Below are 25,557 nucleotides of genomic sequence, written 5' to 3' on the forward strand. Positions count from 1 at the left end.
TCCGGGAACCGAGAAAACGTACGCCGGGAAAACGCGCGGGCCGCGCGAGCAGTTCCCGCGCGGCCCCACCTGTCGTCAAAAGCCGCCGCTCAGCCGGCGCTTCCCGCGGTCCAGGCGCTCCACGACATGTTCCAGCCGTTGAGCCCGTTGTCCGGGGCGACGGTCGTGTCCGGGGAGTTCTTCACGATCACGACATCCCCGACGAGCGAGTTGTCGAAGAACCACTTGGCCGACGTGTCGCCCTGTGCGCCCTGCACGTCCACGAGGCCGACACAGCCGTGGCTGGTGCCCTCCCGGCCGAAGGGCGGGTTGCCCTTGTTGTACCAGTAGTTGCCGTGGATGAACGTCCCCGACGACGTCAGCCGCATCGCGTGGGGCACGTCCGGGATGTCGTACTCGCCGCCGAAGCCGACCGTGGAGCCGTTCATGCGTGTCTGCACGAACTTCTCGGAGATCACCATCTGCCCGTTGTACGTGGTGTGCTGCGCGCTGCCCGCGGAGATCGGCACCGTCTTGATCGTCTTGCCGTCCCGCACCACGGTCATGGTCTGCGTGTTGACGTCGACCGTGGAGACCTGCGACCGCCCGACGGTGAAGGAGACGGTCTTCTTCTGCACCCCGTAGACGCCCCGCGCGCCCTCGACCCCGTCCAGGTCGATGTTCATCGTGACCTTGGAGCCGGCCTTCCAGTACTCCTGCGGCCGGAAGTCCAGCCGCCGGTCCCCGAACCAGTGCCCGACCACCTGCTGGCCGCTGCTGGAGTTGACCGTGATGTGCGACTGCACGGCCTTCTTGTCGGTGATCGACTTGTCGAAGGTGAACGACACCGGCATGCCCGCACCCACCGTGCTGCCGTCGTCCGGTGCGTAGGTGCCGATGAAGCTGCTCGACGACGTGACCGTGGTGAAGATGGAGTTGGCCGCCGCGGTACGCCCGTCGGCGTCCTTCGCCGTCGCGCCCAGCTGGTACTTCGTGCCGCGCTCCAGCTGCTGCTTCGGCTTCCAGCTGCTGCCGTCCGCCGATATCGCGCCGGCCACGGTCTGCCCCGTCCCCGCCACGGTCATCTTCACGTCGGTCAGCTTGCCGCCGCTGACCTTCACCCCGGTCGCGTTGATGGACGCGCCGGTCGAACCGTCCTTGGCCGAGATGGCGATCTTCGCCGTGGACGTCTTGGGGGAGTCCTTGCCGCCCTTGCCGTCGCTGGTCGCGTTGGCGCTGCCTCCGCAAGCGGTCAGGGTGAGGGCGCCGACCATCATGGCGGCACAGGCCCCCAGTGCGCGCCGCGCGGCAATGTCCGGCGTTGTCACGAGCTGCTCCAGGTTCGTGTGATGTGCGTGATCCGTTCCAGTGCGTGGAGAAAGAGTGCACCGGCGTCGGGGTAGGTTCCCTCCGATCCCCATGAACGTCATCACGTGACAGAACCGCGACAATTCGAGCCCGGGGGACCGCCTCCGCCCGCGGTCCGGGGTACACCTCTCGGCCCCAACTCACCGCCGGGGCAGGGCGGTTGGACGGCGCGGGACTCAGTGCGCACGGTGAGAGCGCGATACCGCGTCCCTCACCACCACCACCGCCGCCCCCTCACCACCCCTGTCGCGCCCCGTACAACTCCCCGTGCGACGGCCAGGTCCCGCCCGGCCCGTCGACCGACTCGGCGGCGCGCACGCCCCGCACGATCGCGCGCGTCACGGCATCCGCGCCGGCGGCGAGGACGTCGTTGAGCGCCAACGGGTGCTCGGCGAGCGCATGTGCGCCCGTCGCCAGCGCGAAGACCGTGTCCCCGTCGTTCATGAGGTGCACCGGCCGCACCGCGCGCGCGATCCCGTCGTGCGCCGTCCCCGCCAGCTTCTGCGCCTGCGCCCTGGAGAGGGCCGCGTCGGTCGCGACCACGGCCAGTGTCGTGTTCAGCGGGGGCGGCGCGTTCTTCGCGGCGGTCCGGGCGAGGCGCCGGCACGCCTCCTCGTGCACGCGCTCCTCGGGGTACGTCACCCGCCCCTGGACCAACTCGCCGTACAGCGCCCCCGTCCCGGGCTCGATCACCGACCCCGCGGCATTCACGACCACCAGCGCGGCCACGGTGATCCCCGAGTCGAGCACCGTGCTCGCCGTGCCCACCCCGCCCTTGATCCGCCCCGCCACGGCGCCCGTGCCGGCCCCGACGCACCCCTGCGCCACCCCGGCGCCCGGCGCGCTCGCCGCGGCGGCCTCCACCGCCGCACGTCCCGTGGCCGCGTCCGGCCGCGCGCCGAAGCTCCCGCCGCGCCCCAGGTCGAAGACGCACGCGGCGGGCACGACCGGCACGACGTGCGCCGGGTCCGTCCCCACCCGCACCCCGCGCCGCTGCTCCTCCAGCCAGGCCATCACGCCGGACGCCGCGTCGAGCCCGTAGGCGCTGCCGCCGGTCAGCACGACCGCGTCGATCCGCTGCACCACGTTGCGCGGATCGAGCGCGTCGGTCTCCCGGGTGCCGGGACCGCCGCCGCGCACGTCCACGGCGCCGACCGCGCCGCCCTCCGGAGCGAGGACGACCGTGGTACCGGTGAGCCAGCCGTCCCCGCTGCGCGTGGCGTGCCCCACCCGCACACCGGCGATGTCCGTGATCGCGTCCACTGTCATGGAGGCCAGTCTGGTCCTTCCGGGCGCCCGGAAGGAGAGGCGCGGTCAGCCCGCCGGAGCGGTGGCGCTCGTCGCGCGCTCCCGGTGGGTCATGCGCGCCGTCAGCGCCACCCCGGTCGCCACCGCGGCCGAGGACACGAGCCCCGTGGCGAGCACCGCCCAGTCGCCCAGGAAGGTGCAGCAGATCACCAGCAGCGCCGTGACCGGCAGGACCAGCTGCTGGGCGATGCCGATCTTGAAGTGTCGTGAGTGGAGCGCCCAGACGGTCAGGAGATACAGCGCCGTGGGCAGCGTGACGGCCGCCGACGCGGACAGCGCGGAGATGTGGGCCTTGCCGACCGCGTGTTCCACCGTCACCTCCAGGCCCGCGCCGATCGCCGCCGCGGAGGCGAAGATCAGGTAGTGCCCGTAGCCCCACAGGAAGGCCTGTCTGTTGGCGCGCAGGTGACCGTGGATGGGCACCACGAAGTAGATCCACCACGCGGAGAAGACGATCAGGAGCCCGCCTGCCGCGATCGGCAGCAACGCGCCCAGCGCGTCGTGCTCGGCCACGGCCGACTTCACGGCGACGGTGGCCGCGGCGATCGTCTCGCCGAGCACGATGATGGTGAACAGGCCGTACCGTTCGGCGATGTGGTGCGGGTGCCAGGAGGTCTCGTGGCCCCGCTCCGCGAACAGCGGTACGCACATCTCCGCGACCGCCATCACGACGAACACCCAGGGCCGCGCGGGCACGGGCAGCAGCACCAGTCCCAGCCAGCCGACCTGGCACAGCAGCACCCCGCACGCGTAGCGCAACGCCATGCTCCGCTCAGCGCCGTCGGCCGATCTCGCGGCCCTCAGCCACTGCGTGGCCATGGCCAGCCGCATGATCACGTAGCCGAGCCAGACCATCAGGTAGTCGTGCTGCTGGAAGGCCGGGGAGATGCCGGCGGCCAGCACCAGGACGCCGGCGATCTGCACCAGGGTGACGACCCGGTAGAGCACGTCGTCGTTGTCGTACGCCGAGGCGAACCACGTGAAGTTCATCCACGCCCACCAGACCGCGAAGAACAGCATGGCGTAGTTGAGGATTCCGCCGCCCGCGTGTCCCTCGGTGACGGCGTGCACCAGCTGGGCCCCCGCCTGCGCGATCGCCACGACGAAGCACAGGTCGAAGAAGAGCTCCAGCGGCGAGGAGACCCGGTGGGCCTCGTCGCGCCCGCGCGCGGTGAGCCGCCGAAGCGGTCCGGAGGGCTGCGGTGCGCCCGAGGAAGCGGGCGCCGGAGCGGAACTCGACGTCATGCTTCCCAGCACAGCAGAAAACCGCCCCGAAATCTTGTGAACGGATTCACAAGCGATAGGAGTGCGGGGTCCCCGGGGAAACGCCAGCTCAGGGCATGCCGGGGGCCGTACCCTTATGGGCATGAGTACCGCCCCCGCATCCGAGTCCCGCGAGCCGAAGCCCGTGCTGGTCTTCGACGACCCGCTGGACCAGCAGTCCTCGGACGACACCGATCGCGGGTGGGGCGAGCGCGGGGACCGTGACAGCGCCGCCGACCTGAAGCGCTTCCTCGACGAGAAGCCGCCCCACCACCTCTGAGCCGCCCGCGGCAGCGCCGCTAGCGCTCGTCGCGCCCCGGTCCGCGCTGGGCGACCAGCGCGTCGCGGATCTCCTTGAGGACCTCCAGCTCGGTCACCTCCATGACCTCCTTCGTGCCCTCCCGGGCCGCCCTGCGGGCCGCCTGCCGGGCCAGGTACTTCGACATCGGCAACACCATCAGGAAGTACACCACCGTCGCGGTGATCAGGAAGGTCAGCGTGGCACCGAGGACGGAGCCCCACATCAGCCGGATGCCGTGCGTCCCTTTGCACGAGGCGCTCAGGCACGAGCTGTAGTTGTCGAGGTTCTGCGTGCCGATCGCGCCGACCAGCGGGTTGATGATTCCCTTCACGACCGAGTTGACGATGTTCGAGAAGGCCGCGCCTATCACCACGGCCACGGCCAGGTCGACGACGTTGCCGCGCATGAGGAAGGCCTTGAAGCCCTCCCAGACGTTCGGTACCTGCTTCGCGCTCACCTAGGGGACTCTCCTCGCATGCACAGGGTGTGGAACGAAACGCTCCGCAACCTACGGCACGGTGAGGCCGTCCTGTCCAGTGCGGCGGGTCGGTCGGGCCACTCGACGGCAGGCCGTCCGGAAGGCGTCCGGGACCGTTCAGCACAGCGTCACCGCCAGCCGTGCGGTGGCGCTCGCGCCGACGAGACGTGCCGCCGTGCCGCGCGGCGCCGACAACACGAGAAGCGCCCCGCCCTCCGCTCCGCCCTGCACGGGCTCCGGGACCTCGGTCACCCGGACACCGCGCGCGAGCACCCGGGCGCCACCGGCCGGCGCCTCCCCGGCGGCGATGACGTCGACGCGGTCGCCGGGGCGCAGGAGCCGGACCGTGGCCGCGTCGGCGATCCGCACCGGCGCCGTGACCAGGTCCACCGCCGGGTGCCGGCGCACGGGCGCCGTCACCGGGTGGGCGCGGGCGTCCTCCCTGCGGTGCGCTTCGGCCCCGCTGTGCGGCCCGGCGGCGACGAGCGCGGCCGCGGTCACCGCGAGACCTGCCGCGACGGCCCGCCTGCGGTGCCGTACGAGACGCCGCAGCTGATACCGCCCGCCGCGCACGCGGACCGGAGGGAACGGCGGGACCTCACAGGTCGCCGGGGCGTCCGTACCCAGGGGGCGCGGCAGCCGGAGCGGAGGCGGGAAGGGTGAGCCGGCGGGCGAGGGGGAAGGGCCCGAGGGCGGATGCGGGGACGACGAGGACCAGGGCATGGGAATCACCGCCTGCGACGAGGAGTTCGGCTTGCGATGCCACGATGAGGCCTCGCGCCGCATCCCGCCGGAGCCGGTGGATCACGGACGGACTGTGGACAACTCGCCCACTCGAACGGGGAATTCCGCTCAGTCGTCCATCGGCTCGTCCACCGGCTCGTCCTCTGCTCGACCCCGGGAAGGGTTCACGGCGCCGCCGCTGCACCGCGCCGCCGGCGCTTCCCGTACGAGCGTTACGGCAGCTCGAAACCGGGGTCCATTCCGCCGAGCGCGTTCACGCACAGACAGTCCCGCGCCCCGGTCTTCGGCAGTGCCGCCACCGCGTCGAACAGCACGCCGCGCAACCGGTCCACGTTGGCCGCGAACACCCGCAGCACCTCTTCGTGCGAGACGCCCTCGCCGGTTTCGGCGCCGGCGTCGAGGTCGGTGACCAGGGTCAGCGACGTGTAGCACAGCTCCAGCTCCCGGGCGAGCGCCGCTTCCGGGTGACCGGTCATGCCCACGACCGACCAGCCCTGCGCCTGGTGCCACAACGATTCGGCACGCGTCGAGAAGCGCGGCCCCTCGACCACGACCAGCGTGCCGCCGTCCACCGGCTCCCAGTCCCGCCCCCGGGCGGCCTTCAGGGCGACGGCCCGTCCGGTGGGGCAGTAGGGGTCGGCCATGGACACGTGCACGACGTTCGGCACGGTGCCACCGGGCAGCGGCAACCCGTCGAAGTACGTCTGCATCCGGGACTTCGTACGGTCCACGAACTGGTCCGGCACGAGCAGCGTGCCGGGGCCGTACTCCGGCCGCAGCCCGCCCACCGCGCAGGGGCCGAGAACCTGCCGTACGCCGACGGAGCGCAGCGCCCACAGGTTGGCGCGGTAGTTGATGCGGTGCGGCGGCAGATGGTGGCCGCGGCCGTGCCGCGGCAGGAAGGCGACCCGCCGGCCGGCGATCTCGCCGAGGAAGAGGGAGTCGCTGGGCGGCCCGTAAGGGGTGTCCACCTGGACTTCTGCCACGTCGTCGAGGAACGAGTAGAAACCCGAGCCGCCGATCACGCCGATCTCTGCATTCGCCATGACCAGCACACTAGCGGGCGGCGAAACCGCGGGGGAGCGGGTGCCGGTGGACACCGAAGACCCTGCCGTCGTACGACGGCAGGGCCCGTGGAAGAGGTGTCAGGCGGCCGAGCTGCTGGCGGAGCCGGTCGACGCCGACGCCGCCGAGGTCGACGTCGAGGCCGGCTTCGAGTCGGACGAAGACGTGCCCGACGTGCTGGACGGCTTCGACGCCGGGCTGCTGCTCGAGGTGGAGCCACGGGAGTCGTTGCGGTAGAAGCCGGAGCCCTTGAAGACGATGCCGACCGCGGAGAACACCTTCTTCAGGCGGCCACTGCAGTTGGGGCACTCGGTCAGGGCGTCATCGGTGAACTTCTGCACCGCCTCGAGGCCCTCGCCGCACTCGGTGCACTGGTACTGGTAGGTCGGCACTGTCTTCCTCCTGGCACTCTCACTCGATGAGTGCTAACGACGATCCATAGTGACGTATTCCGGGGGATCAGTCCACCGTCACCGGCACTCGGTGACCGACGCCACGTGCGACGGTACGGTTCTGCTGCCGTGCGACCAGCCGCGATCGCAGCGCCAGCAGGGTCACCAGCGCGAGCACGGTGCCCACCATCGGCACCAGGAACCCCGCGCCGCCCCACAGCCGGTCCTCCAGCTGTCCGGCGACCGTCACGGCGGCCGCCTGGCCGAGGGCTACGGCGCCGGTCAGCCAGGTGAAGGCCTCCGTGCGGGCGCCGGCCGGGACCAGGCCCTCGACCAGCGTGTAGCCGGTGATCAGCGCCGGCGCGATGCACATGCCGACCAGCAGGCCGAGGCCGGCGAGCAGCATGGTCGAGTGCGCCGTCCACAGGGCGGAGGCGACGATCGCGAGCCCCGTGTAGCCGACGACCAGGCGCCGCTGGGGGGCGGTCTTCCAGGCGATCGCGCCGCAGACGATGCCGGACAGCATGTTTCCGGCGGCGAAGACGCCGTACAGGACGCCGTTCAGGCCGGGCTCGCCGATCGACTCGGTGAACGCCGCCAGCGACACCTGCATGCCGCCGAAGACGGATCCGATGCCGAGGAAGGTCACGATCAGTACGCGCACGCCGGGCACGCGCAGCGCGGACGCGTGCTCCACACGCGTGTGCCCGCTCTCCCCGCCCACCGGCGGCTGCGTGCCCTTCTGCGCGGCGAACAGCAGCCCGCCGACCAGGGTCAGCGCGCCCTCCGTGAGCAGTCCCGCCGCCGGCGTCACGGCGGTGCACAGCGCGGTCGCCAGCAGGGGACCGAGGACGAAGGTCAGCTCGTCCGTGACCGACTCGAACGCCGCCGCGGTGGTCATCAGGGGCGAGCCCTGCAGCTTCACGCCCCAGCGGGCCCGCACCATGGGGCCGACCTGCGGCACCGAGGCGCCCGTCGGGACGGCGGCCAGGAACAGCGCCCACAGGGGGGCGTGCGCCAGCGCGAGCGCCGTCAGGGACAGGCCCGCCAGCGTGTGCACGAGGACGCCGGGGACCAGCACGGCGCGCTGGCCGTAGCGGTCGGCGAGGCGACCGCTGTACGGCGCGAACAGTGCCATCGAGACACCGGTGGCGGCCGCGGTGGCGCCCGCGGCGCCGTACGAGCCGGTGGTGTGCTGCACGAGCAGCACGATGGAGAGGGTGAGCATCGCGAACGGCTGGCGCGCGGCGAAACCGGGGAGCAGGAAGGTCCAGGCGCCACGGGTGCGCAGCAGCTGTCCGTATCCCGGGCGGGACGAGGACGGCGAGGTCTTCTCCGGTTCGGTGGTGGTGACCGTGGATCCCACGGCCGTGCCTTTCTGCCGCCTGGTAGCGCGGGCCGTGTGGGCCCGGGTGCCGAGAGCTGTCCTCTTGCGCGGACTGCGGTAGATGCCGGCGCCCACTGCGGGTGGGGGGTCCCGGCCGCCATACGGTCGCGCCAGCTCTGCGTCAGGCAGAGTTGGTTCGATCAGGGTGCGCCTTCATGGTACAGGGATCAGCGCCTCCCACGGCTGTGAAAACGAGCACCATGAAGGCGGTCACCTGGGATTTCACGGGGTGTGAAGTGCCCGAAACGTACCCTTAACGCGAGCTGCCCGCCCCGTTCGTGCCCAGCCAGCCCGCCAGCTTGCCGCCGTGGGCGACCGCGCGCAGGCGTCGCTCCGCGGCGTCGCGCACCGGGTCGGTGGCGACGACGAGCAGCTCGTCGCCCCGGCGCAGCACCGTCGAGGGCAACGGGACGAACGATTCTTCTTCGCGGACGACGAGCGTGACGGCGGCCCCGGGTGGCAGCCGCAGCTCGCTGACCTCCACGCCGTGCATCCGGGAGCCCTCCGGGACCGAGATGGACAGCAGGTGTCCGCGCAGCCGCTCCAGCGGCGCCGACTCGATGCCGAGGTCCGCGGCCTCGCCGTGCTCGCCCAGCCGCAGGGTGCGCGCCAGCCAGGGCAGGGTCGGCCCCTGGACGAGGGTGTAGACCACGACCAGTACGAAGACGATGTTGAAGATGCGGCGGCTGCCGGGGACGCCGTTCACCATCGGGATGGTCGCCAGGATGATGGGCACGGCGCCGCGCAGGCCCGCCCAGGACATCAGGGTCTGCTCCTGCCACGGCACGCGGAACGGCGCCAGACTGAACACCACGCTCAGCGGGCGGGCCACCATCGTCAGGGCCAGCCCGATGACCAGGGCGGGCCACACGTCGTCGCCCAGCTCGTGCGGCGTGACCAGCAGGCCGAGTACGACGAACATGCCGATCTGGGCGATCCAGCCGAGCCCTTCGGCGAAGCCGCGGGTGGCGGGCCAGTGGGGCAGCTTGGCGTTGCCGAGCACCATCGAGGCCAGGTAGACGGCCAGGAAGCCGCTGCCGTGCGCCAGGGCGCCGGCGGCGTACGCGGTGACGGCGATGGCCATCACGGCGATCGGGTAGAGACCCGAGGCGGGCAGGGCGACGTGCTTGAGTCCCCAGGAGCCGAACCAGCCCACGGCGAGCCCTATGGCGGCGCCGATGGCCAGTTCCAGGGTTATCTCGCCCAGCAGGACGTACCAGTGCTCGACCCGGCCGGCCGTCGAGAAGGCGATGACCAGGATGACCACCGGGGCGTCGTTGAAGCCGGACTCCGCCTCCAGCGTGCCCGTCACGCGCGCGGGGAGGGGAACTCTGCGCAGCACCGAGAAGACCGCCGCCGCGTCCGTCGACGACACCACCGCGCCGATGATCAGCGCCTGCCGCCACTCCAGGCCGACCAGATAGTGCGCGCCCGCCGCGGTGACCCCGACGCTGACGGCGACGCCGGCGGTCGCCAGGACGGAAGCGGACGACAGGACCGGTCTGATCGCCTTCCACTTCGTGCCGAGACCGCCCTCGGCGAGGATCACGACCAGGGCCGCGTACCCCATGACCTGGGTCACCGCGGCGCTGTTGAAGTGGATCTCGCCGATGCCGTCCTGCCCCATGAGGACGCCGATCGCCAGGTAGACGAGCAGGCTGGGGAGCCCGCTGCGGGAGGAGATCCGGACGGCCGCGACGGCGACGAGCAGGACCACGGAGCAGACGAGCAGGAGCTGGTTGAGGTGGTGGACAGTCAGCGGCGGTTCCCTTCCTTGGCCCGCGCGCGGGGGCGCGAGCTCACGTACACAAGACCCGAGGCTGCGGCGCACCGCACCCAATTACTTCGTTACCTTACCTAACTCTTGACGCTTTCTTGACGCTCGCCGAGGCAAGATCGAACGCTCGTGCGCGCTGGTTCCCGACTCCGCGTCAAGCGGGACAGGGCCCTGCGCCTATGGTTGCTCCAGCGCTCATTCAAAGTCACAGCCCGACCTGCCGCTCGCGTTAGGACAGCAAGGACAGCGATGCCCCCCAACACCACCGCCACAACGGGTGACAAGCCCGCCAAGTCCGGCAGGAAGAAGGGGCGCAAAGCCCGATTGGTCGTGCTGGTGCTGGTACTGGCCATCATCGGGGGCGTCGCCTACGGGGCGTACTGGTCGATCAGTACCGTCCGCGCCTCCTTCCCGCAGACCAAGGGTTCGATCACGCTCGACGGCCTGTCGGGACCGGTCGACGTGAAGCGGGACGGCAACGGCATCCCGCAGATCTACGCGTCCTCCGACGAGGACCTGTTCATGGCGCAGGGCTACGTCCAGGCGCAGGACCGGTTCTACGAGATGGACGTGCGCCGGCACATGACCTCCGGGCGCCTGTCGGAGATGTTCGGCAAGGGCCAGGTCAAGAACGACGAGTTCCTGCGCACGCTCGGCTGGGACCGGATCGCCAGGCAGGAGTACGACACCAAGCTGTCGGCCGCCACGAAGAAGTACCTCCAGGCGTACGCCAAGGGAGTCAACGCCTACCTCCAGGGCAAGGACGGCAAGGACATCTCCCTGGAGTACGCCGCGCTCGGCTTCACCAACGACTACAAGCCGCAGGAGTGGACCCCGGTCGACTCGATCTCCTGGCTGAAGGCGATGGCCTGGGACCTGCGCGGCAACATGCAGGACGAGATCGACCGCGCCCTGATGACCAGCAGGCTCGGCCCGCAGCAGATCCAGGACCTGTACCCGGCGTACCCCTACAGCCGCAACAAGCCGATCGTGCAGGAAGGCCAGTACAGCCAGCTGGCCAAGTCCTTCGAGCAGAGCGGCGCCACGGGCACCTCTCAGAGCACCGGCACGACGGGCACGACCGGTACGACGGGGACGTCCGGCGGCGCCACGGGCACCACAGGCGCCTCTGGGGGCTCGACGGGCTCGACGGGCTCCACCACCGCCGGCGCGACCGGATCGTCGCTCACGAGCCAGCTGGGGGGCCTCTACCACGTCCTGGACGACGTGCCCACCGCCGTCGGAGTGAACGGCCAGGGCATCGGCTCCAACTCCTGGGTGGTCTCCGGGCGCTACACCATCACCAAGAAGCCGCTGCTCGCCAACGACCCGCACCTGTCGCCGTCGCTGCCGTCGGTCTGGTACCAGATGGGCCTGCACTGCCGCAGCGTCTCCAGCACGTGCCAGTACGACGTGAGCGGCTACACGTTCGCCGGGCTGCCCGGTGTGATCATCGGGCACAACGGGGACATCGCCTGGGGCATGACCAACTCCGGGGTCGACGTGACCGACCTCTACCTGGAGAAGGTGAGCTCGAACGGCTACCTGTACGACGGCAAGATCCGGCCGTTCAGGACCCGTGAGGAGACCATCAAGGTCGCCGGCGGCGCCCCCAAGACGATCGTCGTGCGCCAGACGCAGGACGGGATGCCGCTGCTGTCCGACCGTGACGACGAACTCGTCGAGGTCGGCAAGAAGGCCACGGTCAACACCGCCGCCCCCGACCGCGGCGACGGCTACGGCATCGCCCTGAGGTGGACGGCGCTCGACCCGGGCACCTCCATGGACGCCGTCTTCGCGCTCGACCGGGCGGCCGACTGGGGCAGCTTCCGCAAGGCGGCCGCCCAGTTCGACGTGCCGTCGCAGAACCTGGTCTACGCCGACACCGCCGGCCACATCGGCTACACGCTGCCCGGCAGGATCCCCACGCGCTCCTCCCTCGACGACGGCTCCCTGCCGGCGCCGGGCTGGAACCCGAAGTACCGCTGGACCGGCTTCATCAAGCAGGACGAGCTGCCCTACGAGTTCGACCCCGAGCGCGGCTACATCGTCACCGCCAACCAGGCCGTGGTCGACCAGGCCAAGTACCCGTACACGCTCACCACCGACTGGGCCTACGGCACCCGCAGCCAGCGCATCGCCGACCTGATCGAGTCCAAGATCAAGAACAACGGCAAGATCTCGACCGACGACATGCGGCAGATGCAGCTGGACAGCAGCAGCGAGATCGCCAGGCTCCTGGTGCCGAAGCTGCTGAAGATCAACCTCGACGACAAGAACGTGCGCGACGCGCAGAAGCTGCTGGAGGGCTGGGACTACACCCAGGACGCCGACTCCGCGGCGGCCGCCTACTTCAACGCCGTGTGGCGCAACGTCCTCAAGCTCGCCTTCGGTAACAAGCTCCCCAAGGAACTGCGCGTCAAGGGGCAGTGCCTGTGGGTCGACAAGATCGACAGCACCGGTCCGGTCGACGACGACACCAAGGTGCGCGAATGCGGCGAGCGTGACGCCGACCAGGCGCAGCCGGACGGCGGCGACCGCTGGTTCGAGGTCGTGCGCACCCTGATGGACAAGCCGGACAGCGACTGGTGGAAGACGCCCAAGTCGGGCACCCGTCCCGCGGCGAACAACATGGACCAGCTCTTCGCCCGCGCCATGATCGACGCCCGCTGGGAGCTGACCGCCAAGCTCGGCAAGGACATCGACACCTGGAGCTGGGGCCGGCTGCACCGCCTGTTCCTGAAGAACCAGACGCTCGGCACCGACGGCCCCCAGGTGCTGCAGTACATCCTCAACCGCGGCCCCTGGAAGCTCAGCGGCGGCGAGGCCACGGTGAACGCCACCGGCTGGAACGCCGCCGGCGGCTACAACGTCATCTGGGTGCCGTCGATGCGGATGGTGGTCAACCTCAAGGACTTCGACAAGTCCCGGTGGATCAACCTGACCGGCGCCTCCGGGCACGCCTTCAGCGCGCACTACACGGACCAGACGAGCCTGTGGGCCAAGGGCGAGCTGCTGCCCTGGTCGTTCTCGGGCACCGCCGTCGACAAGAGCACGAGCGACACACTCGTCCTCAAGCCGTGAGCCGCTGACGGCACGGCACAGCGGAAACGGCCCTCCACGCACACGTGGAGGGCCGTTTCCGTACGGTGTGTCTGATCAGGCGTCCGGGAAGCGGCGCACGCCGGAGGGTGTCACCACCGCGTGCACCGGCTTGTCGTGGGACTCCGCCGGGACGTGCGCGACGACCTCCGTGTCGTACAGCAGCACCACGAGCCGGGGGCGTGCGCCCGCCCGCTCCAGACGGGCCAGCACACGGTCGTACGACCCTCCGCCGCGCCCCAGGCGCATCCCGCGCGCGTCGACCGCGAGCCCGGGCAGCAGTACGACGTCCGCGGCCGTCACGGCGTCCGGGCCGAGGCGCGCGCCGGAGGGCTCGAAGAGCGCCATCCTCCCGCCGTGTTGGACCCTCGCCAGGGAGTCCGGGCCGGCGTACGCGCCCCAGTCCAGGTCGTTGTCGGGCAGCAGTACCGGGAGCAGCACCCGTACGCCCCGCGCGCGCAGCGCGTCCAGCAGCGCCGTCGTGCCCGGCTCGCTGCCCACGGAGACGTACGCCGCCACCGTGCGCGCATGCGCCAGTTCCGGCAGTTCCAGGGCGCGCTCCGCCAGCGCGCGGCCCGTCGCGTCGACGTCATCGTCCGTCAACCTGTTCCTCACCGAGAGGAACTCCCGCCGCAACATTCGCTTGTCAGTCTCGCTCGCGCGTCCGTCGTGTTCCACGGCTCGTCCTCGCACCCTTCCAATGCAGCCATATAAGGGTCAACCAGCCGGAGCCACAGAATCCCTGCAAAGGCACCGGATAAGGTTGCGGGCATGACTCAGTCGCACCCCAGGATCAGCAAGGCTGTCATTCCCGCGGCAGGCCTCGGCACCCGGTTCCTGCCGGCCACCAAGGCCACTCCCAAGGAGATGCTGCCGGTCGTCGACAAGCCGGCGATCCAGTACGTGGTCGAGGAGGCCGTGTCGGCGGGGCTCGACGACGTGCTCATGATCACCGGACGCAACAAGCGTCCCCTCGAGGACCACTTCGACCGCAACTACGAGCTGGAGTCGGCGCTCGAGAAGAAGGGCGACGCCGAACGGCTCGCGAAGGTGCAGGAGTCCAGCGACCTGGCGACCATGCACTACGTGCGGCAGGGAGACCCCAGGGGCCTCGGCCACGCGGTGCTGTGCGCCGCCCCGCACGTCGGCCACGAGCCCTTCGCGGTGCTCCTGGGCGACGACCTGATCGACCCCCGCGACCCGCTCCTGCAGCGCATGATCGAGGTGCAGGAGCAGCACGGCGGCAGCGTGATCGCCCTCATGGAGGTCGCGCCCGAGCAGATCCACCTCTACGGCTGCGCGGCCGTGGACACCACCGGCGAGGGTGACGTCGTACGGATCACCGGTCTGGTCGAGAAGCCGGACCCGGCGGACGCCCCGTCGAACTACGCGATCATCGGCCGGTACGTCCTCGACCCGCACATCTTCGACATACTCCGCAAGACCGAGCCGGGCCGCGGCGGCGAGATCCAGCTCACCGACGCCCTCCAGCAGCTCGCGGCGGACGAGAAGGTCGGCGGCCCGGTGCACGGCGTCGTCTTCGAGGGCCGCCGCTATGACACCGGCGACCGCGGCGACTACCTGCGTGCCATTGTCAGACTCGCGTGCGAACGTGAAGACCTGGGCCCGGACTTCCGGACCTGGCTTCGCAGTTACGTAGCCGAGGAGATGCAGCAGTCTTGAGCAGCGCCGCGACCCGCCCCGCCGGCCCGGACGACCTGTGGTCGGTGGACGACCACCTGGGGGACATCCTCTCGACCGTCCGCGCCCTCGAACCCATCGAGCTGCAACTGCTCGACGCCCAGGGCTGCGTCCTGGTCGAGGACGTCACGGTGCCGGTGTCCCTGCCGCCGTTCGACAACAGCTCCATGGACGGGTACGCGGTGCGGGTCGCGGACGTCGCGGGCGCCAGCGAGGAGTTCCCGGCCGTCCTGGAGGTCGTCGGCGACGTCGCGGCGGGCGCGGCCGACCCGCTGCGGGTCGGCCCCGGCCAGGCCGCCCGCATCATGACCGGCGCCCCGCTGCCGCCCGGCGCGGAGGCCGTCGTCCCGGTGGAGTGGACCGACGGCGGACTCGGCGAGGGCCCGGTGAGCGGGATGCGGGCGCGCAGCCTGGCCCCCGAGGGCGCCGAGGGGCAGGTCCGCGTGCACCGCCCCGCCGAGGCACGCGCGCACGTGCGCGCCAAGGGCAGCGACGTGAAGGCCGGCGACCGCGCCCTTCAGGCCGGGACGATCCTCGGCCCGCCGCAGATCGCACTGCTGGCCGCGATCGGCCGCGCGACGGTACGCGTGCGTCCGCGCCCGCGCGTGGTCGTCGTGTCCACCGGCAGCGAACTCGTCCAGCCCGGCGAGGAACTGGGCCGCGGCCAGATCTACGACTCCAACAGCTTCGCCCTCACCGCGGCCGCGCGGGACGCCGGCGCCATCGCCTACCGGGTCGGCGCCGTCGCCGACGACGCCGAGACCCTCCGCTCCACCATCGAGGACCAGCTCATCCGCGCCGACCTGCTGGTGACCACGGGCGGGGTCAGCGTCGGGGCGTACGACGTGGTCAAGGAGGCCCTGTCGTACGCCGGTGACGAGGACGAAGCGGGCAGCGGCGTGGAGTTCCGCAAGCTCGCCATGCAGCCCGGCAAGCCCCAGGGCTTCGGCTCCATCGGCCCCGACCACACACCGCTGCTGGCCCTGCCGGGCAACCCCGTGTCGTCGTACGTCTCCTTCGAGCTCTTCGTCCGGCCCGCCATCCGCGCCCTGATGGGCCTCACGGACGTGCACCGGCCCCGCGCCCGGGCCGTCCTGAAGGCGGACAAGGCGCTGCGCTCGCCCAAGGGGCGCCAGCAGTTCCTGCGCGGTGCGTACGGCGACGGAGAGGTGACCCCCGTGGGCGGCGCCGGCTCGCACCTGATCGCCGCCCTGGCGCAGGCCGACGCGCTGATCGTCGTCCCCGAGGACAGCGAGTCCGTCGAGCCCGGCGCCGAGGTGGAGGTGGTCCTGCTCGGCTGAGCCCTGCTGGTTGGCGGTAGCGTGTCGCGCACAGCAGGCCCGTGCACCGCACTGCGACGGGCCCGGACCGGGAGCGCCACAGCCATGACAGTGCCTTCCCGGGGGGAGACCCCCGGACCCCCTGCGCAGGACCGACTGACGCACATCGACGAGGCGGGCGCCGCCCGCATGGTCGACGTGTCCGGGAAGGACGTGACCGCACGTACCGCCCGCGCCAGCGGCCGCGTCCTCGTCTCGCCCCGAGTGGTCGAGCTGCTGCGCGGTGAGGGGATGCCCAAGGGGGACGCCCTGGCCACCGCGCGGATCGCCGGCATCATGGGCGCCAAGCGCACCCCCGACCTGATCCCGCTGTGCCACCCGCTGTCGGTGTCCGGTGTGAAACTGGACCTGTCGGTCGCGGACGACGCCGTGCGGATCCAGGCCACCGTGAAGACGACGGATCGTACGGGCGTCGAGATGGAGGCCCTCACCGCCGTGACGGTCGCCGCGCTCACCGTGGTCGACATGGTCAAGGCGGTCGACAAGGGAGCGGTCATCACGGACGTACGGGTGGAGGAGAAGACAGGCGGCAAATCGGGCGACTGGAGCCGGGCATGACCTACCGCGCTCTGGTGGTCACCGCCTCCAACAGGGCTGCCGCGGGCGTCTACGAGGACAAGGGCGGCCCCCTGATCGCCGACGGCCTCAAGAGCCTCGGGTTCGACGTCGACGGCCCCCGGGTCGTCCCGGACGGGGACCCCGTCGAGGCCGCCCTGCGCGCGGGGGCCGGCGCCGGTTACGACGTGATCGTCACCACCGGCGGCACCGGTATCTCGCCGACCGACCGCACGCCCGAGGCGACCCGCGCGGTGATCGACCGCGAGGTGCCGGGCATCGCGGAGGCCATCCGGGCGTTCGGCCGGGAGAAGGTGGCGACCGCGGCGCTCTCCCGGGGCCTGGCCGGCGTGGCGGACCGCACCCTGATCGTGAACCTGCCGGGCTCCACGGGCGGGGTGAGGGACGGCCTCGCCGTGCTGGAACCCCTGCTTGTCCACGCCGTCGAGCAGCTCCGCGGCGGCGACCACCCCAGACCCGGACCCACGAGCGGGGGTGCGAGCTGAACAGCCCTTCCTGGCCCGTCGTGCTGGCGGACGGCGATGTCGTCCTCCGGCCGATAAAGCTGCGCGACCAGCGGGCCTGGCGCGAGGTGAACCGGCGCAACCGGGACTGGCTGCGCCCCTGGGAGGCGACCATTCCGCCGCCCACGCCGAGCGGGCCGATCGTGCACCGGCCGACCTACCGCCAGATGGTCCGGCACCTGCGCTCCGAGGCCAACGCGGGCCGGATGCTGCCGTTCGTCATCGAGTACCAGGGGCAGCTCGTCGGACAGCTGACGGTCGCCGGGATCACCTGGGGGTCGATGTGCTCGGGCCACGTCGGCTACTGGGTGGACGAGTCGGTGGCCGGACGCGGGGTGATGCCGACGGCTGTGGCGCTCGTGGTGGACCACTGTTTCCGCGCCGTCGGACTGCACCGCATCGAGGTCTGCATTCGCCCCGAGAACCGGCCCAGCCGCCGGGTCGTGGAGAAACTCGGATTCCGCGAGGAGGGGCTCCGGCCGCGTTATCTGCACATCGACGGGGCCTGGCGCGACCATCTGGTGTTCGCGCTCACCGCGGAAGAGGTGCCCGACGGTTTGCTCGCACGGTGGCAGCGGGCACGCTCTCGGCAGGAGCGGCACAGCGAGGGGCGGCACAGTGAGCGGGAGAACAGTCCCGGGAATCCCGGCTAGCCCTCGAAATTGAATATGTGTTCGAAATTGACCGTCCGCTGACCGTCTCAGGGCATTCAATTCACACCTGCGGCGGTCCGCTGATCGCATCGGTCGCAAAAGAAGCTGGAAATATCAGCCAGATCGTGCGACACACCGGCCCAATTGGCAGATGGCCTCATGCAAACCCCTCTACGGTGTGAGACGTGAGCAGCAGCGGCCTCATCTACGCAGTCATTGTCGGGGCCTGGGCCGCCTACCTGGTGCCGATGTGGCTCCGTAGGCAGGACGAGCTGAACGAGGCCCGTCCGACGGAACGCTTCAGCACCGCCATCCGGCTGCTGTCCGGACGGGCGGGAATGGAGCGCCGGTACGCCAAGGACCTGCGGGCGCGCTCCGACCAGGAGGGGGAGCCGGGCACCGGCGATCCGGACGCCGTCACCGACTCGGTGGACGTCCGGGCCTTCGCCGTGCCTCCGACCCGCCGTCAGGCGCACGCCGACGCCGAACCCGACGCGCCCGTGAAGGCGGAACCGGTACGCGCGCAGGCCGCGGTCCCGGCACCCAAGCCGGCGCCCGCGTCCGGCACCGCACCCGTACCCGCGTCCGGCACCGCGCCCCCGTCCGGCACCGTGCCCGCACAGAAGCGAGTACCGTCCGCGCGGCGCGGCCCCTCGGCGCAGGCGGCCGCGGCACGTGCCCAGCGCTCGAAGGTCCTCGCGCGCCGCAGACGCACCACCGTGGTGCTCTTCCTCGGCTTCACGTTCGGCGCCATCGTCGCCGCGGTCGGCGGACTCGCCTTCCTGTGGGCGCCGGCCGTACCGGCCGGACTCCTCAGCGGGTACATCGCCTACCTGCGCTCCCAGGAGCGCCGTCGCTTCGCCTACCAGATGGACCGCCGGCGGGCCGAGGACGCCGCCCAGCGGCTGCGCGAACGCCAGCCGCGCCGGCGCGCGCCCCTGGAGGCGGGTCCGGTCGCGGACGAAACGGAGGAGGCCCCTCAGTCCGGGACGGACACCGGGCTCGCCGCGCTCGCCGCGGACCGGCGCGCCCTGGTCGAGCAGACGGACCACGCCGAGTGGGTCGACCAGCAGCGCGAACGGCAGCGGCGGCCCGGCGGGGACAGCTGGGACCCGGTACCGGTGCCCCTGCCGACGTACGTCACCGCGCCGGTCGCGCCGCGTGCCACGTCCGATGTGGATCTGGGGGCGCCCGGCACCTGGAGTTCGGCGCGTTCCAGCTCGGTCGCCCCGGAGCACGAGGCGGGCCACGCGCCGGAGGCCGGGGCCGACGAGCGGATGCCCACGGCCGGGGGCAAGCCGGCGGACGGCCGCAGCGACGCCCGCAGGGCCGCCTCCGCGCGCCGGGCACGCGAGCGCGGCGGCACGCCCCTCTTCGATCAGTACGAGGACGGCGACCGCCCGCGCGCGGCCAACGAGTGACGGCCGCCACACTTCGGGAAGGCGCGCTGACCAGTCAGGGAGCGGATTTCCAAGCACCCCGATCGGGATGCTAAAGTTTCACTCGTTGCAAGGGCCTGTGGCGCAGTCCGGTAGCGCACCTCGTTCGCATCGAGGGGGCCAGGGGTTCAAATCCCCTCAGGTCCACGCAGCATGAAGCCCCAGTCGGCGAAAGCCGACTGGGGCTTCATCGTTTCTACAGCTTCTTCGCGAAGCAGCGGCTCTCCTCGTGGTGCCGGTAGTAGCCGAACTTGACGCACGGTTCGTAGCCGCTGGAGGAGTACAGGGCGATGGCCTCCGGCTGCTTGGTGCCCGTCTCCAGGACCATGCGGACGCGCCCGGCCATACGGGCGTCCTCCTCCAGGGCCGAGAGCATCCGGCGCGCGAGCCCCCGGCCGCGCATCTGCGCGATCACGAACATGCGCTTGAGCTCGGCGTCGCCGTCCTCGTTGCCCTCGTCGTTGCGGTCCCGGCTGCGCCAGCCGCCGGTCGCGACAGGCAGGTCGTGCTCGTCGTACGCGATCAGATACACGCCCCGGGGCGGGTCGAAGTCCGCGGTGCCGAGGACGGTGGCGTCGCCGTCGTCGCCGTAGCGCTCGGCGTACTCGGCCTGGACCTCGTTGTTGAGCTTCACGGCGTCGGGGTGGTCGAAACGAACACGACGTATATTCATGCGGGGCATCGTACTTCTATGCGATGGGCGGGTGCGGGGCTTTCGGGGCCCCGACCAGTGTGCCGGTATCGTGCCCTGGTGCTGACTGTGACCTCGGTGAACGTGAACGGGCTGCGAGCCGCCGCCAGGAAGGGCTTCGTGGAGTGGCTCGCGCAGACCTCCGCGGACGTCGTCTGCCTGCAGGAGGTGCGCGCAGAGCCGCACCAGCTGCCCGAGGAGGTCCGGCAGCCCGACGGCTGGCACGTCGTGCACGCCCCCGCGGCGGCCAAGGGCCGTGCCGGTGTCTCCCTCTACACCCGGCGTGAGCCCGACCGTGTCCGGGTCGGGTTCGGCTCGGCCGAGTTCGACGGCAGCGGGCGCTATGTCGAGGCCGACCTGCCCGGCGTCACCGTCGCCTCCCTGTACCTGCCCTCCGGTGAGGTCGGCACCGAGCGCCAGGACGAGAAGCTCCGCTTCATGGGCGAGTTCCTCGCCCACCTCAAGGACCTGCGCGAGCGGGCCGCGGCCGACGGCCGCGAGGTGGTCGTGTGCGGCGACTGGAACATCGCCCACCGGCAGGCCGACCTCAAGAACTGGCGCGCCAACACCAAGAACTCGGGCTTCCTGCCGGAGGAGCGGGACTGGCTCGGCCGGGTGTTCGCCCCCGAGGAGGGGGGCTACGTCGACGTCGTGCGCGCCCTGCACCCCGAGGCCGACGGACCGTACACCTGGTGGTCGTACCGGGGGCGGGCGTTCGACAACGACTCCGGCTGGCGCATCGACTACCACGTCACCACCCCCCGGCTCGCGGGCAAGGCCGTGAAGGGCTTCGTCGAGCGTGCGGCCACGCATGCCGAGCGCTGGTCCGACCATGCGCCGGTGACCGTCGTCTACGACCTGTAGGCGGTCCGTCCGGGCGGGCGCGCTCAGGCGTCCGTGCCGCCCGCCTTCGCGGCGAGGCGGCGGTCCAGGGCCAGGGACAGTTCCGCCTCCACCACGCTGCGGGCCAGGGGGCGCAGGCGGGGCAGGTCCTCCTCGGGGGCGTGGCGCAGGATCAGGGTGGCGAAGAGTTCGGCCAGGGCGTCGGCGTGTTCGCGGACGCGGGCTGCGGCCGCGAGGACCTCGCCGAGCGGGATGCCCTCGCGGACCAGTGCGGAGGAGACGTCCAGCAGGCGGCGGCTGATGTGGACGATCTCATCGCCGTCGGTGCCGAGGTAGCCCAGTTCGAGGGCGGCGGCGAGGTTCTCGGGGGTGACCTGGCCCTCGAAGCGGGCGGCGAGTTCCTCGGGGGTGAGGCGGACCGGCTCCTCCTCGCTCGGGGTGCCGACGCCGAGCAGGTCGGCGACGTCCCGGCCCTGGTCGAGGGCCTCCGCGAGCTCCGCGATGCCGTTCAGGGTGTGGCCGCGCTCCAGCAGGGCGGCGATGGTGCGCAGCCGGGCCAGGTGGTGGTCGTCGTACCAGGCGATGCGGCCCTCCCGGCGCGGTGGCGGGATCAGCTTGCGTTCGCGGTAGAAGCGCAGTGTGCGCACGGTGATGCCGGCGAGCCGCGCCAGCTCCTCCATGCGGTACTCGCGCCCGCCTTCCTTGCGTTCCACGTCCTCTGCCACGCCCGCAGCCTATGTTGTACCGCCGGTAACTTTCGTTCCGCGCCCCCTACCGCTCGGTACGGAGCTGCTCTACAGTCCCATTGCGCCAGTGTTCACTGGCAGAGTCCAAAGGCGATGCGTGGAGGCTTCGGGATGGCCGAGCACGAGCATGTACGGGTGGCGGTGATCGGGTCCGGGTTCGGCGGGCTGGGGGCCGCCGTGCGGCTGCGCCGCGAAGGGATCACCGATTTCGTCGTCCTGGAGCGCGCGGACAGCGTCGGCGGCACCTGGCGGGACAACAGCTACCCCGGGTGCGCCTGCGACGTGCCCTCCCATCTCTACTCCTTCTCCTTCGCGCCCAACCCCGACTGGCCGCGCACCTTCTCCGGGCAGCGGCACATCCGCGCCTACCTGGAGCACGTCACCGACCTCTTCGGACTGCGCCCGCACCTCCGCTTCGACTCCGAGGTCAAGCTGATGACCTGGGACGCCGAGAACCTGCGGTGGGAGATCGAGACCGCGCGGGGCACGCTCACCGCCGACGTCGTCGTCTCCGCCACCGGGCCGCTGTCCGACCCGAAGGTCCCGGAGATCCCGGGGCTGGCGTCCTTCCCGGGCAAGGTGTTCCACTCCGCCCGCTGGGACCACGACTACGACCTGCGCGGCAAGCGCGTCGCGATGGTCGGCACCGGCGCCTCCGCCATCCAGATCGTGCCGTCCATCCAGCCGCAGGTCGGCCGGCTCACGCTCTTCCAGCGCACCCCGCCCTGGGTCATGCCCCGCGTCGACCGCGCCATCACCGGCGCCGAGCGCCGCCTGCACCGGGCCGTGCCCCTCACCAGCCAGCTCAGGCGCGGCCTGCTCTGGGGCATCCGGGAGCTGCAGGTCCAGGCGTTCACCAAGCACCCCGACGAACTCGGACTCGTCGAGCGGCTCGCCAAGCGCAACATGGCCCGCGCCATCAAGGACCCGGCCCTGCGCGCCAAGCTCACCCCCGACTACCGCATCGGCTGCAAGCGGATCCTGCTGTCCAGCACGTACTACCCCGCGCTGGCCGAGCCGAATGTGGACGTCGTCGCCAGCGGGCTCGGAGAGATCCGCGGCTCGACCGTCGTCGCGGCCGACGGCACCGAGACCGAGGTCGACGCGATCGTCTTCGGGACCGGCTTCCACGTGACCGACATGCCCATCGCCGAGCGGGTGGTCGGGGCGCAGGGCACCACGCTCGCCGAGTCCTGGAAGGGCGGCATGCAGGCGCTGCGCGGTGCCACGGCCGCCGGGTTCCCGAACTGGATGACGATCATCGGGCCCAACACCGGCCTCGGGAACTCCTCCATGATCCTCATGATCGAGTCCCAGCTGAACTACATGGCCGACTATCTGCGGCAACTGGACGTCCTCGGAGGCCGTACGGCCCTCGACGCCCGGCCCGCGGCCGTCGAGGACTGGAACCGCGAGGTCCAGGAGCGCATGAAGCGCACCGTGTGGAACACCGGCGGCTGCACCAGCTGGTACCTGGACGAGAGCGGCCGCAACACCACCATCTGGCCGGGTACGACGTCGGAGTTCCGGCGTGCCACCCGCCGGGTGGACCTCGCCGAGTACGAGGTCGTCCGCAGGCCGGCAGCGGTGTCCGGCAAGCAGAGCGAGGCCGTCGCATGAGCCGCCGAGCCGCTGTGACCCCGGTGGCCTCCGGGCCGTACGCCCCGCCCACCCCTTCCCGCGCACTCACCGTCGTCTCCGCCGACGGCGCGCGGCTGCACGTCGAGGTGCACGGCCCCGAGGACGCGCCCCCCGTCGTCCTCTCCCACGGCTGGACCTGCTCGACCGCCTTCTGGGCCGCGCAGATACGGGACCTGGCGACCGATCACCGGGTGATCGCATACGACCAGCGGGGGCACGGGAACAGCCCCGCGAGCCCCGCGTGCACCACCCACGCGCTGGCGGACGACCTCGAAGCGGTGCTCGCGCAGACGCTCGCGCGCAAGGAGAAGGCGCTGATCGTCGGCCACTCCATGGGCGGTATGACGGTCATGGCCGCGGCCGCGCGCCCCCGCTTCCGGGAGCACGCCGCCGCCGTCCTGCTGTGCAGCACCGGCAGCTCGCGGCTGGTCGCCCGGTCGCGCGTGGTGCCGCTCGGCGCCGGGCGGGTGCGGACCTGGCTCACCGGGCACGTTCTCGGCTCCCGTGCCCCGCTCGGACCGGTCACACCGGTGGCGAAGGGCATCCTCAAGTACGCCACCATGGGCGCCGGTTCCGCCCCGCACATGGTGGAGGCGTGCGCGCGGATCGTGCACGCCTGCCCGCGCGCCGTCCGCCACGCGTGGGCCGGTGTGCTGGAGGCGCTCGATCTCGACCACGGCGTACGGGAGTTGCATGCGCCCACCGCCATCGTGCACGGCGCGTCCGACCGGCTCACGCCCCCTGTGCACGCCCACGCGCTGGTCGCCGCGCTTCCGCACTGCGTCGGCCTCACCGAGCTGACCGGTGTCGGCCACATGACCCCGATCGAGGCTCCGGACCTGGTGACCGCCAGGATCCGGGAACTCGTCACCACGTACGTCACCGCCACGGGCACCGAGCCCGAGGACGGGCACCGTGCCACCCCGGCGCAGATCAAGGAGGGCGCATGAGCAGGGTCAGCCTCGAAGGGCAGGTCGCGGTCGTCACCGGAGCGGCGCGCGGGGTCGGTGAGCTGCTGGCACGCAAGCTCTCCGCGCGCGGCGCGAAGGTCGCGCTGGTCGGCCTGGAGGAGGAGGCGCTCAAGGACGTCTCCTCGCGTCTGCACAGCGACAGCGCCCACTGGTACGCCGACATCACCGACCACGAGACGATGAGCCGGGTCGCGCAGGAGGTGAAGGCGCGGTTCGGGAAGGTCGACATCGTGGTGGCCAACGCCGGTGTGGCGACGGGCGGTCCGTTCGCCGACTCCGATCCGCAGGCGTGGCGGCGGGTGATCGAGGTGAACCTGATCGGTTCGGCGGTGACCGCGCGGGCGTTCCTGCCGGTGCTCGTGGAGAGCCGGGGCTATCTCCTGCAGGTCGCCTCCCTCGCGGCGATCACCCCGGCGCCGATGATGACGGCGTACTGCGCGTCCAAGTCGGGCGTGGAGGCGTACGCGCACAGCCTGCGCGCCGAGGTCGGCTACCAGGGCGTGCGCGTCGGCGTCGCCTACCTGTCCTGGACCGACACCGACATGGTGCGCGGCGCCGACCAGGACGACGTCATGCGGGAGTTGCGCCAGCGGCTGCCGTGGCCGTCCAACAAGACGTACCCGCTGGGACCGGCGGTGGACCGGCTGGTCGCCGGGATCGAGCGGCGCTCGGCGCATGTGTACGGGCAGTGGTGGCTGCGGGGCATGCAGGGCGTGCGCGGATATCTGCCGGCGCTCATCGGGACGGTCGGGCAACGCGAGATGAAGCGGTTCGCGCCCCGGCTGCAGGGGATGCGGTCGGGGCTCGTGGGCGCGGGCGGGGAAGCCGACGAAGCGGCACGGGCTACGCCCCGTAACTGATCCACATGCGCACCGTGGTCGGCCGTGTGAATCTGGTCGAGGCCCCCTTCGAGGGGCCGATTCCCCACCTCACCCACCACGGGAGTGAACCCACATGGGTATGAAGGACAAGGCCAACGAGTGGCAGGAACAGGGCAAGCAGAAGCTCGGTGAGACCCGTGAGCGGGCCGGCCAGCGCGGCCAGCAGCCCCAGCGCGGCCAGCAGCAGACGCAGCGCGGCCAGCAGCCCCAGCGGGGTCAGCAGCAGACGCAGCGCGGCCAGCAGCCCCAGCACGGTCGCGAGAACATGCGCGACATCGAGGACACGGAAGCGGAGATGGAAGACCGCTTCGACCGGGACTACGACGCCTAGTCGCTGCGCTCGGCTCTGGCCGGTCTGGCGTGGGGCGCCCTTCCACAGGGAGGGCGCCCTGCGCTTTGTCCGTGGGC

Annotated in this window: 26 protein-coding genes and 1 tRNA gene; 14 read left to right on the top strand and 13 right to left on the bottom strand. The window is 71.5% G+C overall.

Going from position 1 to position 25,557, the window contains the following annotated elements; genetic code table 11:
• Positions 1-89 precede the first annotated feature (89 nt).
• The 3 genes from IO33_RS0127275 to IO33_RS0127285 form a co-directional block, all read right to left on the bottom strand.
• Positions 90-1,307 carry a L,D-transpeptidase gene (locus IO33_RS0127275; RefSeq protein ID WP_209438926.1) on the bottom strand — a complete coding sequence of 406 codons (1,218 nt, stop codon included), beginning with the start codon at positions 1,305-1,307 and terminating at the stop codon, positions 90-92.
• A gap of 274 nt (positions 1,308-1,581) precedes the next feature.
• The gene (locus IO33_RS0127280; RefSeq protein ID WP_209438927.1) at positions 1,582-2,616 is read right to left on the bottom strand and encodes a P1 family peptidase; all 1,035 of its coding nucleotides are present in this window, start codon (positions 2,614-2,616) and stop codon (positions 1,582-1,584) included.
• A 45-nt stretch (positions 2,617-2,661) separates the two neighbouring features.
• Positions 2,662-3,900 carry a low temperature requirement protein A gene (locus tag IO33_RS0127285; RefSeq protein WP_031169650.1) on the bottom strand — a complete coding sequence of 413 codons (1,239 nt, stop codon included), beginning with the start codon at positions 3,898-3,900 and terminating at the stop codon, positions 2,662-2,664.
• Positions 3,901-4,021: 121 nt separating this feature from the next.
• Here IO33_RS0127285 and IO33_RS51310 point away from each other — a divergent pair, with 121 nt between their 5' ends.
• Positions 4,022-4,198, top strand: coding sequence for a hypothetical protein (locus IO33_RS51310; protein WP_167349475.1), 177 nt, complete (start codon positions 4,022-4,024; stop codon positions 4,196-4,198).
• A 19-nt stretch (positions 4,199-4,217) separates the two neighbouring features.
• Here IO33_RS51310 and mscL read toward each other — a convergent pair whose 3' ends face one another.
• The 7 genes from mscL to IO33_RS0127320 all read right to left on the bottom strand — a co-directional run bounded on the left by mscL (position 4,218) and on the right by IO33_RS0127320 (position 10,116).
• On the bottom strand, positions 4,218-4,676 hold the full coding sequence (mscL, locus tag IO33_RS0127295) for a large conductance mechanosensitive channel protein MscL (RefSeq protein WP_031169652.1): 459 nt from the start codon (positions 4,674-4,676) through the stop codon (positions 4,218-4,220).
• Between the two features lie 138 nt (positions 4,677-4,814).
• Positions 4,815-5,336, bottom strand: a complete 522-nt coding sequence (locus IO33_RS44530; protein WP_078963925.1) for a hypothetical protein — start codon at positions 5,334-5,336, stop codon at positions 4,815-4,817.
• Positions 5,296-5,463: a hypothetical protein gene (locus tag IO33_RS51315; RefSeq protein ID WP_167349472.1), complete on the bottom strand. Its 168-nt coding sequence runs from the start codon at positions 5,461-5,463 to the stop codon at positions 5,296-5,298. The genes IO33_RS44530 and IO33_RS51315 overlap by 41 nt, the downstream gene beginning before the upstream one ends.
• A gap of 190 nt (positions 5,464-5,653) precedes the next feature.
• Positions 5,654-6,487 (bottom strand): S-methyl-5'-thioadenosine phosphorylase, encoded by an 834-nt coding sequence (locus IO33_RS0127305; protein WP_031169656.1) that lies wholly within the window; start codon positions 6,485-6,487, stop codon positions 5,654-5,656.
• Between the two features lie 99 nt (positions 6,488-6,586).
• Positions 6,587-6,898, bottom strand: a complete 312-nt coding sequence (locus IO33_RS0127310) for an FmdB family zinc ribbon protein (RefSeq protein ID WP_031169658.1) — start codon at positions 6,896-6,898, stop codon at positions 6,587-6,589.
• A 67-nt stretch (positions 6,899-6,965) separates the two neighbouring features.
• On the bottom strand, positions 6,966-8,264 hold the full coding sequence (locus tag IO33_RS0127315; protein ID WP_031169659.1) for an MFS transporter: 1,299 nt from the start codon (positions 8,262-8,264) through the stop codon (positions 6,966-6,968).
• 274 nt (positions 8,265-8,538) lie between these two features.
• Positions 8,539-10,116, bottom strand: coding sequence for a potassium/proton antiporter (locus IO33_RS0127320; protein WP_107069385.1), 1,578 nt, complete (start codon positions 10,114-10,116; stop codon positions 8,539-8,541).
• Positions 10,117-10,311: 195 nt separating this feature from the next.
• Between IO33_RS0127320 and IO33_RS0127325 the strand changes: the two genes are divergently transcribed.
• Entirely contained in the window at positions 10,312-13,146 is a 2,835-nt protein-coding gene (locus tag IO33_RS0127325) for a penicillin acylase family protein (protein WP_031169663.1), read from the top strand.
• A gap of 75 nt (positions 13,147-13,221) precedes the next feature.
• Here the strand turns inward: IO33_RS0127325 and IO33_RS0127330 are convergent, their stop codons facing one another.
• On the bottom strand, positions 13,222-13,803 hold the full coding sequence (locus IO33_RS0127330) for a 5-formyltetrahydrofolate cyclo-ligase (protein ID WP_078963917.1): 582 nt from the start codon (positions 13,801-13,803) through the stop codon (positions 13,222-13,224).
• A gap of 132 nt (positions 13,804-13,935) precedes the next feature.
• Here IO33_RS0127330 and galU point away from each other — a divergent pair, with 132 nt between their 5' ends.
• From galU to IO33_RS0127365, 7 genes are all read left to right on the top strand, one after another.
• Positions 13,936-14,847, top strand: a complete 912-nt coding sequence (gene galU, locus IO33_RS0127335) for a UTP--glucose-1-phosphate uridylyltransferase GalU (protein ID WP_031169667.1) — start codon at positions 13,936-13,938, stop codon at positions 14,845-14,847.
• Positions 14,844-16,166: a molybdotransferase-like divisome protein Glp gene (glp, locus tag IO33_RS0127340; protein ID WP_031169668.1), complete on the top strand. Its 1,323-nt coding sequence runs from the start codon at positions 14,844-14,846 to the stop codon at positions 16,164-16,166. The genes galU and glp overlap by 4 nt, the downstream gene beginning before the upstream one ends.
• A gap of 84 nt (positions 16,167-16,250) precedes the next feature.
• Positions 16,251-16,763, top strand: a complete 513-nt coding sequence (gene moaC / locus IO33_RS0127345; protein WP_031169670.1) for a cyclic pyranopterin monophosphate synthase MoaC — start codon at positions 16,251-16,253, stop codon at positions 16,761-16,763.
• Complete coding sequence (locus tag IO33_RS0127350; protein ID WP_031169672.1) at positions 16,760-17,266, top strand: MogA/MoaB family molybdenum cofactor biosynthesis protein; 507 nt, start codon at positions 16,760-16,762, stop codon at positions 17,264-17,266. Before moaC ends, IO33_RS0127350 begins: the two co-directional genes overlap by 4 nt.
• 20 nt (positions 17,267-17,286) lie before the next feature.
• Positions 17,287-17,937, top strand: coding sequence for a GNAT family N-acetyltransferase (locus IO33_RS0127355; protein ID WP_037686022.1), 651 nt, complete (start codon positions 17,287-17,289; stop codon positions 17,935-17,937).
• Between the two features lie 185 nt (positions 17,938-18,122).
• The gene (gene sepX / locus IO33_RS0127360; RefSeq protein WP_031169676.1) at positions 18,123-19,358 is read left to right on the top strand and encodes a divisome protein SepX/GlpR; all 1,236 of its coding nucleotides are present in this window, start codon (positions 18,123-18,125) and stop codon (positions 19,356-19,358) included.
• 91 nt (positions 19,359-19,449) lie between these two features.
• Positions 19,450-19,523, top strand: a tRNA-Ala gene (locus IO33_RS0127365).
• A gap of 49 nt (positions 19,524-19,572) precedes the next feature.
• Here IO33_RS0127365 and IO33_RS0127370 read toward each other — a convergent pair.
• On the bottom strand, positions 19,573-20,049 hold the full coding sequence (locus IO33_RS0127370; RefSeq protein ID WP_031169678.1) for a GNAT family N-acetyltransferase: 477 nt from the start codon (positions 20,047-20,049) through the stop codon (positions 19,573-19,575).
• A gap of 78 nt (positions 20,050-20,127) precedes the next feature.
• On the opposite strand from IO33_RS0127370, the gene IO33_RS0127375 reads away from it, so the two are divergent.
• Entirely contained in the window at positions 20,128-20,931 is an 804-nt protein-coding gene (locus tag IO33_RS0127375) for an exodeoxyribonuclease III (protein WP_031169680.1), read from the top strand.
• Between the two features lie 23 nt (positions 20,932-20,954).
• On the opposite strand, the gene IO33_RS0127380 is transcribed toward IO33_RS0127375, so the two are convergent.
• Positions 20,955-21,590 carry a MerR family transcriptional regulator gene (locus IO33_RS0127380; RefSeq protein ID WP_031169683.1) on the bottom strand — a complete coding sequence of 212 codons (636 nt, stop codon included), beginning with the start codon at positions 21,588-21,590 and terminating at the stop codon, positions 20,955-20,957.
• Positions 21,591-21,767: 177 nt separating this feature from the next.
• Between IO33_RS0127380 and IO33_RS0127385 the strand changes: the two genes are divergently transcribed.
• From IO33_RS0127385 to IO33_RS0127400, 4 genes are all read left to right on the top strand, one after another.
• Complete coding sequence (locus IO33_RS0127385) at positions 21,768-23,276, top strand: flavin-containing monooxygenase (protein ID WP_037686024.1); 1,509 nt, start codon at positions 21,768-21,770, stop codon at positions 23,274-23,276.
• Positions 23,273-24,247, top strand: coding sequence for an alpha/beta fold hydrolase (locus IO33_RS0127390; protein ID WP_031169687.1), 975 nt, complete (start codon positions 23,273-23,275; stop codon positions 24,245-24,247). Before IO33_RS0127385 ends, IO33_RS0127390 begins: the two co-directional genes overlap by 4 nt.
• Positions 24,244-25,128: an SDR family oxidoreductase gene (locus IO33_RS0127395; RefSeq protein WP_031169690.1), complete on the top strand. Its 885-nt coding sequence runs from the start codon at positions 24,244-24,246 to the stop codon at positions 25,126-25,128. The genes IO33_RS0127390 and IO33_RS0127395 overlap by 4 nt, the downstream gene beginning before the upstream one ends.
• Before the next feature lie 94 nt (positions 25,129-25,222).
• Positions 25,223-25,480, top strand: a complete 258-nt coding sequence (locus IO33_RS0127400; RefSeq protein ID WP_031169692.1) for a hypothetical protein — start codon at positions 25,223-25,225, stop codon at positions 25,478-25,480.
• The last annotated feature ends 77 nt before the right edge of the window (positions 25,481-25,557 follow it).

Origin of the sequence: Streptomyces durhamensis, from assembly GCF_000725475.1 — a bacterium.
GTDB lineage: Bacteria > Actinomycetota > Actinomycetes > Streptomycetales > Streptomycetaceae > Streptomyces > Streptomyces filipinensis.